The sequence below is a fragment of the Streptomyces sp. NPDC002577 genome, from assembly GCF_053594815.1.
This window is the reverse complement of record NZ_JBSFWK010000020.1, coordinates 17,986-31,023: the sequence shown is the minus strand read 5'-3', so window position 1 is coordinate 31,023 and position 13,038 is coordinate 17,986. Positions and strand designations below refer to the sequence as shown.

At 68.0% G+C, this 13,038-nt stretch carries 9 protein-coding genes and 1 pseudogene; 2 read left to right on the top strand and 8 right to left on the bottom strand.

All coding sequences use genetic code 11. The features are described from left to right. Window positions 1-118 precede the first annotated feature (118 nt). The 4 genes and pseudogenes from ACWD4J_RS24020 to ACWD4J_RS24005 all read right to left on the bottom strand — a co-directional run. Complete coding sequence (locus ACWD4J_RS24020) at window positions 119-1,033, bottom strand: carbohydrate ABC transporter permease (protein ID WP_451397480.1); 915 nt, start codon at window positions 1,031-1,033, stop codon at window positions 119-121. Then, complete coding sequence (locus ACWD4J_RS24015) at window positions 1,033-1,986, bottom strand: carbohydrate ABC transporter permease (protein ID WP_451397479.1); 954 nt, start codon at window positions 1,984-1,986, stop codon at window positions 1,033-1,035. Before ACWD4J_RS24015 ends, ACWD4J_RS24020 begins: the two co-directional genes overlap by 1 nt. A gap of 84 nt (window positions 1,987-2,070) precedes the next feature. After that, window positions 2,071-3,342 carry an ABC transporter substrate-binding protein gene (locus ACWD4J_RS24010; RefSeq protein WP_451397478.1) on the bottom strand — a complete coding sequence of 424 codons (1,272 nt, stop codon included), beginning with the start codon at window positions 3,340-3,342 and terminating at the stop codon, window positions 2,071-2,073. Window positions 3,343-3,527: 185 nt separating this feature from the next. Next, window positions 3,528-4,583, bottom strand: a pseudogene (locus tag ACWD4J_RS24005) (non-reducing end alpha-L-arabinofuranosidase family hydrolase); the annotation flags it as partial. On the opposite strand from ACWD4J_RS24005, the gene ACWD4J_RS24000 reads away from it, so the two are divergent. Continuing rightward, window positions 4,579-4,830, top strand: coding sequence for a hypothetical protein (locus ACWD4J_RS24000; RefSeq protein WP_451397477.1), 252 nt, complete (start codon window positions 4,579-4,581; stop codon window positions 4,828-4,830). The pseudogene ACWD4J_RS24005 and the gene ACWD4J_RS24000 overlap by 5 nt on opposite strands. A 115-nt stretch (window positions 4,831-4,945) precedes the next feature. Here ACWD4J_RS24000 and ACWD4J_RS23995 read toward each other — a convergent pair whose 3' ends face one another. The 3 genes from ACWD4J_RS23995 to ACWD4J_RS23985 form a co-directional block, all read right to left on the bottom strand. Continuing rightward, window positions 4,946-6,367: an FAD-dependent oxidoreductase gene (locus tag ACWD4J_RS23995; protein ID WP_451397476.1), complete on the bottom strand. Its 1,422-nt coding sequence runs from the start codon at window positions 6,365-6,367 to the stop codon at window positions 4,946-4,948. A 60-nt stretch (window positions 6,368-6,427) separates the two neighbouring features. Further along, window positions 6,428-7,459, bottom strand: a complete 1,032-nt coding sequence (locus ACWD4J_RS23990) for a LacI family DNA-binding transcriptional regulator (protein ID WP_451397475.1) — start codon at window positions 7,457-7,459, stop codon at window positions 6,428-6,430. An 82-nt stretch (window positions 7,460-7,541) separates the two neighbouring features. Next, a complete protein-coding gene (locus tag ACWD4J_RS23985) occupies window positions 7,542-11,156 on the bottom strand; it encodes a LamG-like jellyroll fold domain-containing protein (RefSeq protein WP_451397568.1) in 3,615 nt (1,204 codons plus the stop codon). 438 nt (window positions 11,157-11,594) lie between these two features. On the opposite strand from ACWD4J_RS23985, the gene ACWD4J_RS23980 reads away from it, so the two are divergent. Next, window positions 11,595-12,482, top strand: coding sequence for a PaaX family transcriptional regulator (locus tag ACWD4J_RS23980; RefSeq protein WP_451397474.1), 888 nt, complete (start codon window positions 11,595-11,597; stop codon window positions 12,480-12,482). Window positions 12,483-12,504: 22 nt separating this feature from the next. Here the strand turns inward: ACWD4J_RS23980 and ACWD4J_RS23975 are convergent, their stop codons facing one another. Then, window positions 12,505-12,957 carry a RidA family protein gene (locus ACWD4J_RS23975; protein ID WP_451397473.1) on the bottom strand — a complete coding sequence of 151 codons (453 nt, stop codon included), beginning with the start codon at window positions 12,955-12,957 and terminating at the stop codon, window positions 12,505-12,507. Window positions 12,958-13,038 lie beyond the last annotated feature (81 nt).

Below are 13,038 nucleotides of genomic sequence, written 5' to 3'. Positions count from 1 at the left end.
CGATGTCGGGTACTGGTTGACGGCCGGGGCCGGTCGACGGGCGAGGGTCTGACTCCGGCAGTCGGTAGCGTACGGCAGTCGTGATCATGACCGGCCGGGGACGGCGCCCAGGGCCTGGTCAGCCCTTGAAGGCGCCGTCCATGATTCCGGACACCAGGCGGCGGCCGACGAAGGCGAACAGCACGATCAGCGGGATGGTGGCGAGGAAGGAGCCGGACATGGCGAGACCGAGGTCGAGGTCGCGGTTGTTCTGCAGGGCCTTGATGGCGATCTGCGCGGTGTAGTGCTCGGGGGACTTGAGCACGACGAAGGGCCAGAAGAAGTCGTTCCAGGCGGTGATGTATCCGAAGAGTCCGAGGACGAAGGCCGCGGGGCGGACGATGGGGAAGGCAATGTGCCAGAAGATCCGCCAGCTGTTCGCCCCGTCGATACGGGCCGCCTGGATGATCTCGTCACTGAGCGTTGAGGCGATGTGCTGCCTCATCCAGAAGATCCCGAAGGCGCTGGCCAGGCCGGGCACGATCAGGGCCTGGAGGGTGTCGACCCAGCCGAGCTCCGAGATGATCAGGTACTGAGGGACGATCGCGAGCTGCGTCGGCACGGTCATGGTGAGCACGACGATCAGGAACAGCGTGTTGCGGCCCGGGAACTCCATCTTGGCGAAGGCGAAGCCCGCCAGCGAGCAGAGCACGGCCTGCCCGGCGCCGATCGCACCGGCGACGAGCAGGCTGTTCAGGACGGACTGCAGGAACGGCACGGTGCTGAAGACGAGTCCGGCGAGATGGAAGAAGTTGTCACCGGGGACGAGCCGGGGCGGCATCTGCGTGGCCGCCGCCGAGTCCGTGGTGGCGACCACGAACATCCAGTACAGCGGGAAGACGCAGACGAGCACCGCCAGGATGAGGAAGGTGTAGGTCCACCAGCGCACCGGTTCGGCGGGACGGCGGCGCCGCGGCTGCCGTGCAGCCCACGTCGGCCGCGTCTGGCGAGTCGGCTTCGGGGACGGAAGGCTCACGTCGATCGGCTCGGTCATCATCGCTCCGGGCGGATGCGGGTGGACAGAAGGTAGTTGAAGCCTGCGACGACGAGGACCAGTACGAGCAGGGCCACTCCGATGGCCGCCGCGTAGCCGAACTGGTACTGGCCGAAGCCCTGTTCATAGAGGAAGAGGGTGAGCGTCTGGCATTGCCGGGCCGCCCCGCAGGTCTGGGCGTTGACCGGGCTGAGGAGCAGCGGCTCGGTGAAGATCTGCAGTCCGCCGATCGTGGAGGTGACCACCGTGAACACGATCACCGGCCGCAGCGAGGGGACGGTGATGTGGCGGAACTGCTTCCAGCCGCCGGCACCGTCCACCGAGGCCGACTCGTAGATCTCACGCGGTATCGCCTGCAGTGACGCCAGATACAGCAGGGTGGTGTAGCCGAACCAGCGCCAGGTGACCATCGCGGCGATCAGCACCCGGCTGCCCCACGTCGACTGGGTGAAGTCGATCGGCCCCACGCCGCCGAGGCCGAGCAGCCAGTTCAGCAGCCCGTAGTCCCGGTCGTACAGCTGCGCGAAGACGATCGCGGTCGCGGCCACCGAGGTGATGTACGGGACCAGCATCGACATCCGGAAGAGGAGGGCGAAGCGCAGGCGCGCGTGGTTGAGCAGATGGGCGAGGAAGAGCGCCGCGATGAGCTGGGGGACGGTGGACAGCAGCCAGATGCTGATCGTGTTGCGGGTGGCGTTCCAGAAGCGCGGGTCGTCGAAGAGCCGGGTGAAGTTGTCGAAGCCGATGAAGGTGTGGGCGCCGATGGGATTCCAGTCGAACAGCGCCACGTAGAGGGTGAACAGCAAGGGGATGAGGCTGAACACCGCGAAGATCAGAAAGAACGGAGCGATGTAGGCGTACGGGGCTATCCGCTCGCCGAGGCTTCGGCGTACGCGCGTCAGCGACGCGGCCGGAGGGAGTCCCGCCCGCTGCGGGATGAGGGTTGTCGTCACAGGTCGTCGCTTCCTCGCCGGACCTCCTGGATCCCGGGGGCACCCAGGAGGTCCGGCCGCGCTCTCGCAGGGAGTGTGTGTGCGTTACTGCCCGATGGCGGTCTTGATGTTCTTCACCGCGGTGTCCCAAGCCTTCGCGGGATCACCCTTGCCCTGCTCGACATCGGTGAGGGCGTTCAGGAACTCCTGCCCGATGATCGCGCTGTCCGGCCCGACGTAGAAGGGCTTAAGGTCGAGCAGCGACTTGGTGTAGATCTGGCCCGTCGGAGCTCCGGAGAAGAACCCGTCCTTCATCGACTTCAGGCGCGCGTCGTCGTAGACGGAGGGAGTGGTCGGCAGGGCGCCCGAGTCGAGGAAGTGCTGGAGCTGCCCCTTCGGGGACTGGGTCGCCTTGATGTAGTTCCAGGCGGCCTTGGGGTTCTTGGCGTTCCGCGGGATCGCCAGATAGCTGCCGCCCCAGTTGCCGCTGCCGCCGGGGATCGTCGCGATGTCCCACTTGCCCTTCGTGCCCGGTGCGTTAGTACGTATCGAGTTGAGCATCCAGGAGGGTGCCGCCACGACGGCGTACTTACCCCGTGCCATGCCTGCGCTCCAACCGTTGGAGAAGGAGCTCTGCTTGGCCGTGATGCCCGCCTCGATGGCCTTCAGCGTCGTGTCGAACGCCTCCTTGACCTGCGGGTTCTTGGCGTAGATGGGGCTGTGGTCGTCGTTGTCGTAGTACTTCTCGGAAACCTGGTTGACCGCCTGGTAGAAGACGCTCGTCGGGGCGTTGTCGACGAACGGCTTTCCCGTGGCCTTGGTGTACTTCTTGCCGGTCTCGATGAACGCGTCCCAGGTGGGCCAGAGCTTGCTGACGGCCTCGCGGTCGGTGGGCAGGCCGGCGGCTTTGAACAGGTCCTTGCGGTAGGCGATAGCCATCCCGCCGACGTCGGTCGGCACACCGATGATCTGGCCGTCCTTGGTGGTGCTCTGGCTCATCACCCAGTCCAGGTAGTCGCCCTTGAGCTTGTCGGCACCGAACTCCCGCAGGTCGTGGAAGTTCTGCGGCTGCTGGACGAACTTCGGCAGGTCGTCGCCCTGGATGAGGACGAGGTCCGGCACCTTGCCTCCGGCCAGCGCCGTGGTCAGCGCCTGGGCGGTCTCCGTCGAGCCGCCCACCTCCGTCAGCTTCACCCGGACGTCGGGGTGGTCCTTGCGGTATTCCTTGACAGCTGCCTTCTGGTTGATGCCGGTGAACGACCAGAAGTCGAAGGACTTGTCGTCACCTGCGGAGGCGCCGGAGCCGCTGGAGCAGCCGGCGGCGGCGAGCGTGAGGGCCACGACGAGCGCGACCGGCGCGGCGAAACGGAACTTCAAGGCGATCTTCCTCCCATGGGTCCGGCGGCGGGCCGTCGGAGAGACCGGGGCCTGTTCGTCGAAGGTTTTGGTGAACTGACGCCATCAGAAGTGCGGAATGTTTCGGAGGGCTTCCGAAATCAGTGCCAGGCTGTGGGCAGGCGGTCGGCGCGCCGCGGTTGTGGGCGCCGACCATGACGAGCCGCTCAGTCCTTCCCGTACGCGGTCGTCTCCGTCAACAGCCCCAGATTCCAGGGCAGTTGGTTGTAGTCGCCGCTCGCGGACGGGTCCATGCCCTGGTAGAGGTACCGGAGCCGACCGGGGTCGATCTCCATCTTCTCGTCGACGCCGGAGCGGATCATCTCGCCGTGGCTGATGTCCTTGGTCCAGGCCCCGTCCGGGAAGGTGACGTTGGTCGAGCGCGCGAACGGGTTGTCCTCGGTCGCGGCGAGCGGCGTCCACTCGCCGTCGAGGCTCTTGGACGTCCAGGAGCGGAAGTAGCGGCGGCCGTCGGTCCCGATCGCCTCCACCAGCAGCAGGTAGTCGTCGGTGCCCTTGATCTTGTAGACGTTGCTGGCCTCGAACAGGCTGTACTTCGAGTCCTGCAGGGCGATCTGGGTGTTTCCGAAACCGTTCGGGAAGTCCGCCACCGTGGTCTCCGACCGGTACAGGTGGCCGTTGTCGTCAGAGGAGAACAGGTAGCACTTGGCGGTGTCGCAGGTGACCCACATGTCGACCCAGTACCCGTTGCCGATGTTCTGCTTGATGATGTCGGGCATCGAGTCCTGGAAGTTCTGCGGCGCGGACCAGGACTCGGGCTTGGTCGGGTCGTCAGTGGTGGAGAACGAGGGCACACCGGTCTGGTAGACCAGGTACCACTTCTTCTGCGGGGCGAAGTAAAACACCTGCGGCGCGGCGCGGTAGCCCGTACCGATCGCCGACTGGTCCAGGTAGTACTGCGGCGCGTCGGCGGCCTCGGACCAGTCGTCGAAGCTGGTGTACATCAGGTTCCAGCCGCCCTGGCGGAGCGCCGTGGTCGCGTAGACCAGCCACTTTCCGTTGTAGCGGATCACCGTCGGGTCCTTGACGCCGGCGATGTCGTGGGTGGCGTCGGACTTGGGGCTGATCAGCGGTCCACTGGAGGACCACTGGAACGTGGACGGAATATGGTTCGCGGCCGCGGCGGCGCTGTTGGCCGGCAGATCGGCGGCGGCCGTGGATGTGGCTCCGGCGGCCAGGCCGGCGCAGGTCAGCGCCATGGCGGCCAGTACCGCGCGCCAGCGCCTGCTGGTGCGGGTCACCCGCCGGGAGTGCGACGGAGATCCGTCGGCGGGCGAAGTGCTGCTCAAAGAAACCGACTTGGGTCTGAAACGTCCCACTGATCGCATTGCGGCTCCTGCATGGATCGTCGAGCACGGATCGTCGATGTTCGATATTTCGAATGCCGTTCAAGCAAACGGACAGGAAAACTTTCGGAGTATTTCCGATACTTACGGGCCGGAACTTTAGGTACGGCCCTGAGCAGCGTCAAGACATCGCGCACGAAGTGGCGCGAGCCTTCGGCGAGTTGATTCGCCGAAGGCTCGCAAGGGCAAGTGCAGGACAAGCTATGAGCGGTACCGCTTCAGGTGCCCGCCTCCTCCCGCGCCATCGGAGGCTCGGCGGGCGTCGCGCGGACCGGCCCGAGCAGCACGGCCCGCACGACCTTCGGGGCGAACAGTGCGGTGACCGGTGCGGTGAGTGCCAGTACGGCACGGAAGGCGCGGCCCACCACGGGGTCGCCGGGGTAGCGTTCCTGGACGCGGCGCAGGTACCAGCCGACGGCCCGGTCCACGGCCCGGGTGGTGACGGCGTTCCCGGTCGCCCCCGGCATGGACTTGTCCGCCCCGGCCGAAATGTCCCACGCCTGCCGCGAGGCGGCGAGCAGCGCCTGCTGCAGGCGGCGCGTCGTCGGCGCCCGGCGCCGGTCGGCCAGCGCCTCGCGCAGGGCGACCGCGCTGATCGCGGCGACGGCCATGCCCTGGCCGTAGACCGGGTTGAACGTGCACAAGGCGTCGCCGATCGCGAGAAATCCCGCGGGGCGGCGGCCCGGAAGGTCGTAGCGGCGCCGGACGTTCGCGGTCTGCCGGAAGCCGAACACGGGTGACTGCGGCTCGGCTGTACGCAGCCACGCGTGCACCAGCGGATGCGGCAGCCTCTTCGCGTACGCGACGAAGTCCTCCTCGTCCGTGGGCGGTTCGTCGCCGCGCAGCCCGGAGACGGTCACCAGATGCCGTCCGTCCTCCAAGGGCAGCACGACGCTCCCGTATACCTGCGACGGGTTGGCGATGATGTAGTAACCGAGCGACTCCGTGCCCAGACTTCCGCTCGTGTCGCGGTACACGCGGGAGGCATAGGCGAGCCCCGTGTCGATGGACTCCTCGTGCGCGGCCTCCGCCCCGATCGCCGCGAGCCACTGCCCAGCCTTGGTGCCACGCCCGGAGGCGTCCACGACCAGGTCGGCCGCGAGGAACCGCTCCTCCTGCCGGGCGCCCTCGCCGCGCTCGCGCAGCAGCACGCCCCGTACCCGCGAGGCGTCCCCCGACAGCCCGACGACGCTCGTCGCCTCTACCACCTCGATCGCGGGGTTGGCGAGCACCCGCGTGCGCACCAACTGCTCGAGCTGAGCGCGCGAGCCGGTGTAGATGTACGTCGTCGCGGGAAGTCGCCGGAACCAGCGTCCGTCCTGCCACTGAACCATGTCCGACGGCATCCCCACCCGCGGTGCCCCCGCCGCCCGCAGCTCGTCCGTGAATCCCGGCAGAAGCGAATCAAGGGCCCGCTGGCCGCCCTCCAGCAGGACATGCGGATGGCGGCTCTGGGGCACGCCGGGACGCGGCCCGTGCTCCTGCGGGAGCCGGTCGCGCTCGACGATCGTCACCCGGTCTGCGTGCTCGGCGAGGACGTGGGCCGCAAGAAGACCCGCAAGACTTCCTCCGACGACGACGGCATGACGTCGAGGCCCATCGCCTGAGCTCGAACTTGCTTCTTTCTCCCCTGAGTTCACTAATCCCGCTCCTCATGGTCAGTGCCTGCATACAGCAACGACCAGTATCGCAGCGGATGTTCAAGTGGGGTCGCCGGAAGCCGGCGCGGCGGTGCTGCCGCGGTCGACCAGCTCGGGCGGCAGCAGCCGCAGGACGTGCGGCTCGTCCCTGGCCCCCGGCGATGTGATACGGCGTACGAGGTGCCGTACCGCCATCTCGCCGAGGAGGTCGGGGGCGCTCTCGATGGACGTGAACGGCAGCGAGAACGTACCGGCGAACTCGTCGGAGTAGCGGCCGATGACGGAGAGGTCCCTCGGCGCCTCGAGGCCGCGGGCGTGCAGGACGGACGGCAGGGCCGCGGCGGCCGCCTCGTTGTTGAGCAGCAGGCCGGTGGCGTTCGGGTGGGCATCGAGGAGTGCGTGCAGGGACCGTCCGACCGCCGGCTGCCGCGAATCGCCGAAGACCGGATGGAGCCGGATGCCGCGGGCCTGTGCCTGCTGCACCACCGCGTTCTGCAACCGCCACACGTAGGCACCGCCGCGCTCGACGACGTTCTCGGGCTGGGAGACCAGGAGGAGCTCGCGGTGGCCCAGCCGGTGCATGTGGTCGACCATCAGCCTGCCGGCCGCCTCGAAGTCGAGGTCGAAGACGTCGACGCCGGAGGGGTCGCCGGGCAACCCTACCAGCGCTCCCGGCTGCGGTGCGGACCGCAGGAGCGGGAGCCGGGCGTCGTCCTGCGCGACGTTGAGCAGGACGACGCCGTCGACCATCCGGGAGCGGGTGATCCGGCGCAGCGCGCGGGTGCCGTCGGCCTCCGTGACGAGCAGGGTGTCGTACCCGAGCTCGCGTGCGGTGTCGGAGACGCCCAGCATGTACTGGAGCATGGCCGGGGCGAACTCGTCCTCGTGGAACCGGGCGAGCAGGCCGATGACCATCGTCTCGGAGGTGGCGAGGGCGCGGGCGCCGGCGTTGGGCGTGTAGCCCAGCTGCTGCGCCGCGTCCGCCACCCGTTGCCGCACTTCCGCGGAGATGGAGCGTTTCCCCGACAGCGCGTACGACGCGGTGCTGCGGGACACTCCGGCGGCGCGCGCGATGTCGCCGATCGTGACCACGTGACTCCCTAGTTTTCTACCCGGCGTACCTCGCGGCCGTGGGACCACGACGGGCCCCACGGCCGGAGGACCGCGACGTGTCTTACGGCCGTGAGGCCGCGTATTCGGCGACCGTGATCTTGTCGATCACCGGCGCGTACTGCGAGCGGAGCAGGATGCCAGGGAACGTGTCCGAGGCGTATGTCGTGCCGTCGAAGTTCGGCAGTTCCTCGGAGCTGAAGGTGAGCGTGTTGTCGCCCTTCTCCAGACTGACGGGGACGGTGAGTTCCCAGAAGTTGTTCTCGTGGAACGAGTGCGGGAACGTCACACGGTGCGGCTCGGCTCCGTTCACGGAGATGTCCGCGTGCCGGACGAGCGGATCGGGATTGTAGTGGGTGGCCTCCGACTGCTCGGGGTTGGAGTACCGGATCCGCAGGGCGTACAGGCCGGCCTTGTCGGCGGTGACGTGGAACGTGGCCGTGTTGCCGTTGCCCGGTGCGCCGCCGATACCGCGCACCGCCTGCTTTCCGCTGGCGAGCGACAGCGGCGCGATCGCGGCGGTCCCGGCGAGTTGGGCGTCCTCGGCCTCGTAGGACTTCGACTGCAGTGTGCCCTCGGTCTGCCGGACGGTGATCCGGTCGACGAGCATGGTCCCCGCCTCCCCGGTCACGGTGACCTTGTTGACGCCCCCGGACAGGGAAACGGCCACCTTCCTGCCGGAGTTCCCCGCCAGCCTCAGCACGTCGTGGCCGTTCACGGCCAGCTGTGCCGTGCCGGTGCCGAACGCGTCGACGTCGATGGTGGACTCGGCGTCGGCCGGCGAGTAGACCCAGAAGGTCGCGGTGTCGCCCTTGGTGACCTCAGCGGCGCCCGAGCCGGACGCGTCCAGGTGCTTCGGCAGCCCGTACACGGCCTGGGCCCCGTCCAGCCAGGCCAGCTCGCCCTCGTAGACCGCGCTCTTGACGTCGGAGTCGGGCAGGGACAGCGTGATCCGGTCGACGATCGCGTCGCCCTTGGTGGCCTTGGTGCCGTCGAGGCTCTTCGCGGCGAGCGTGAGGGTGTGCTTGCCCTTCGTCAGCTCGACTTTGGTGTCGCTGTGGTCCCAGACCACCCACTTGTAGCCCAGCGGCAGCGACAGCTCCTGCTCGGCGCCGCCGTCGACCCGCAGGAAGACGTTGGTGGGTCCCTGCTCCTTGACGAGGTCGTAGGTGTTGAGGGAGTTGGCGAAGACGCTCAGGTCGTACGTCCCGTCCTTCGGCACGTCGACGGTGAAGTCGAGCTTCACGTTGGAGCCCGTGCGCAGGCCGCCGACGTCGTAGCCGCCCGACGTGTAGAAGTTGGAGACGTTCGACGGCGAGCCCTCGGGGCCGTTCTTGCTGTAGCCGGAGCCGGTGTGCGCGGCGTCCTCGGCCTCGTAGTTACCCTTCCACTGCGTGGCCGGCTGGGTGGTCGCGGTGCCGTTCCCGGACGGCGAGAGGACGATCTCGTACGCCGACGACTCGGTCAGCTTCGGCAGGCTGCCGTCGCCGAAGTCGAGCACCACCTTGCCGTCGCTGACCGGGAGTTCGGTCTCGGCGACGACGTCGGGCTGGGCGGAGTCGCCGACCTGCCCGGTCCACGGAATCTCCCGCACCCAGGCGTGCACGGTGTCCCCGAAGACCTTCCCCGGCACGTTGTCGAAGGTGATGTGGCCCTTCCCGGTGGACCCGCCGAAGATCAGCCGGGCCTGCTTCTTCTTCTCGTCGAGGGTGGCCACGCCCTGCATCGTGTAGTTCTGGCCGGGGAAGGGCGGGGTGGCCTCGACGGTGTGCCCGGACATGGAGGCGTAGGCGTTGAACAGCCACCACTGCCCGTTGCCGCGGTTGGCCTGCACGGCCGAGTCGGACAGGTTGCCGTCGATGTTCCAGTACGCCATGTCGGCGTCGACCTTGGACTCCTCGATCGCGGAGATCCACTGGATCATCTGGCCGGGGACGGAGGTGTGGTAGTTGAAGGCATACTCGTTGACGTTGATCGGCAGCTGCTTGCCCTCGTAGGCCGTGCCCGCGAAGACCTCCTTCTCCCAGGCGCGGTACTTGGCGACGCTGGTGCGGACCTGCTCGGGGTGGCTCAGCTCATGCCAGGTGATGACGTCGGGGACGGTGCCGGCCTTGACGGTGTGCTCCAGGAAGCCCTTGACCTGGCTGTAGAGGACGCTGGTGTTGGGCCCGGCGATGCGGGCGTCCGGCATCTTCTCCTTGATCAGCCGGTAGAAGTCGTCCCAGGTGGCGAAGTAGTCCTTGGGGTCGGTCAGCCAGCTGACCTTGTTGTAGCTCCACTCGCCGGTGCCGAACATGTTGCCTTCGGGCTCGTTGAAGGGCACGAAGACGATGTTGTCCTGGTACTTCTTGGGCAGTTGGAGCACCTGGTCGACCTGTTTGGCGACCTTCTCGCGGTAGATCTTCACCTTCTCCTCGGGGGTGCTGCCCTCCCACTGGTAGGGGAAGCCCCGGTGGATGTCCGTCATGTAGATGTACACGTCGCCGTCGGTGGAGTCGGCGAGCGGCTTGACGACCTCGAGAGCGTCGGCGCCCGGGTGCTGCGGCCCGTCCTGCGCCTTGGTGGAGACGGTGCGCAGGTTCATGCCCTCGATGAGGTTGTTGGTGGGCACGTCCTGGCCGTAGACGCCGTAGAGGGTGCCGGCGGCACCGCCGTGGAAGGCGCCGGTGTCCTTCGCGAGGTCGACGGTGAGGGCGCCCTCGCGGACCACGGTGACGGTGGCGGTGACGTCCTGTCCGGCGGCCGTGCCCTTGACCGTGAAGGTGCCGGGTGCGGCGTACTTGTCGGGGGCGACCTCGTCCCAGTCGACCGGCACGTCGCGGTCGTAGCCGTCGGAGTACTCGGCGCGGACCGCGGCGGGCAGGTCGGGAGCCGTGCCGGTGGTGGTGCGGATGGTGAAGGAGGTCTGCGTCAGCTCGGTCGGCTGCGGCGCCTCGCCCGCCAGTTCGGCGACCTGCGCGGCCGTCAGCGCGCTGTGGTAGATGGCGAAGTCGTCGACGGCGCCGTCGAAGAGCGGGTCCTGGTAGAAGGACTTGCCGATGTAGCCGGCGAAGGTGGTGGAGGCGTCAAGCAGTTGGGAGGCACTGATCGTGGTCTTCGCGGACGCCACAGCCGCGCCGTCCAGGTAGGCGGTGACACGGTCCTCGGTCGTGTCGAGCGTGACGGTGAGGGTCTTCCACGTGTCGGCGGGCAGTGCCGCGTACCCGGTGACCTGGGCCTCGCCTCCGCCGCCCGAGGTGGTGACGGCGGTACGGAGCTTGCCGTCACCGTTGTACGGAGTGGAGAACAGGTACTGGTTGGTGTCCTTGCCGAGCGCGTATATCCACTGCCACGACGACGCGGTGCCGTCCCACCGCACCCGCGCCGAGACGGTCAGGTCGGTGGCACCGGCCAGCGCCGCACGGGGCAGCCGGACGTACGCCCCGTCGGAGCTGGGCGCCCCGCCGGGCAGGTCCAGGGCCGAGCCCCCGCCCGCTCCGTCGACCACCGTGGCGGTCGACCCGTTGACGAGGGTGCCGTCGAGGCCGTTGCCTGAGCTGTCCTTGACGGTCCCGGAGCTCAGGTCGTCGGCGTCGAAGGTGTAGTGCAGCTTCGGGCCCGGCAGCTCGGCGGCGGTCGCGGCCGGCGCGGTCAGCCCCGTCCCCAGCAGGCCGAGGCCCAGCGCCGCGACCGCGACCATCGCGGTCGGCCGGCCCGGTCCTGCCCGTCTTGCTCTCGATGCTCGTGATGCTCTGGATTGCACCATGGTTACGGCTCCTGTGCGTTGATACGTGCTCTGTCGAACCGATTCGACACCGTCGCCGCCGCGGCTCTTTCGAACCGGTTCGACAGCGAAGCGCCATCACGATCCTTGCTCTGCAGGGCAGTAGCGCGTTCGAAGTACCGGACGTCATACGGGATTTCGCCTCGGCGAGAATGGCGCCCCTCCTGGCACGGCGTCAACACCCGTGACACGCATTGGTCGGGAGAGCACTGATTCCAGCGGGCAATAGCTGAGCGGCACTCAAATGTCCACAGCACGGCGCCAGCAGCGTAGTGACGCCTGGACGACCGCCAAGTACCCGCAATATGCTTCCGGCTCGTTCGATGACAGGGCTCGACAGTGGCTGGTGCAGAAATGACAGAGGAGCTTCAGTCACCCCGTGGAGCCGCAGGCAGGCGGGACACCCGCCTCGCTCAGTTGATCCTCACCCTCTTCGGCCTGTACGCGCGCGCCGAACACAACTGGCTGTCGGTGGCATCAGTGGTGAGGCTCATGGCCGACCTCGGAGTCGAGGGTCAGGCCGTACGCTCCTCGATCTCCCGTCTGAAGCGGCGCGGGGTGCTCCGCAGTGAGCGCCACGCGGGCGCGGCGGGGTACGCCCTCGCGGACCCGGCCCTGGAGATGCTCGCCGAGGGCGACGTGCGGATCTTCGAGCGCGTGCGGGCGGTCGCGGACGACGGCTGGCTCGTGGTCGTGTACTCCGTACCCGAGTCCGAGCGTGAGAAGCGGCACGAACTGCGGTCGGCCCTCACGCGCCTGGGGTTCGGCACCGCCGCCCCCGGAGTGTGGGTCGCGCCGGGCAACCTGGCGTCGGAGACACGCCTGACCCTGGAACGCCGAGGCCTGTCCGCATACGTCGACATCTTCACCGGCGACCACTTCGCCTTCGGGGACACTCGGTCAAAGGTCCGCACGTGGTGGGATCTGGACGAACTCACCGAACTGTACGCGGACTTCCTGCAACGCCACCGTCCTCTCCTGGACCGGGCGTCGGCGAGTGGGACGGCGCCGACGACTCCGTTGGAGGCGTTCCAGATGTACGTACCGATGCTCACCGAGTGGCGGCGGCTGCCCTACCGCGATCCGGGGCTTCCGCTGTCGCTGCTGCCTCCGGGGTGGAACGGGGTGACCGCGGGCGCGCTGTTCGACGATCTGAACAGCGCACTGAGCGCGCCGGCACGTGAGCACGCCCTGGCTGTCATCCACGGACAGGATCAGCGGGCTGTCACCGTCCGGTCATGAGCGAGGCGTCATGAGCGAGGCGTCATGAGCGTGACTCCCCCAGTGTCTTAAGGGCCTGGGAGGTACCCCCATCGAGCCGGTCCTCGGGGATCACCGCCACGCCGAGAATCTCGATCATCGCCTCGGGCTGCCACAGGGCGGTGCAGCCGATGCCCGCCATCGCGGGGTAGACGGGCCCGGCGAGCTCGCGCCAGACCTTCCCGATCTCTTTGCCGTGGGCCTGGTAGTCGGGGATGTCGGTGAGGTAGAGGGTCACGCTGACCAGGTCCTCCGGCTCGCCGCCCGCCGCCCGCAGCGTCGTCAGCACATTGCTGAACGCCTGACGGAACTGCTCGACGATGCCTCCCGGCACGATCTTCATGTCGGCATCCAGAGCGGTCTGTCCGCCCAGGTGGAGCGTGTTCCCCACCAGAGTTCCGTGCGAATAGCCACTGGGCTTCGGCAGAGCGTCCGGGTTCACGGCGATGGGCGTCATACGGCCTCCAGTTCGGTTTCGATCGCGATTCGTCGCGTCTCGATCCGGTCCATCCGGCGTTGCGTATTGACACTATCTGAC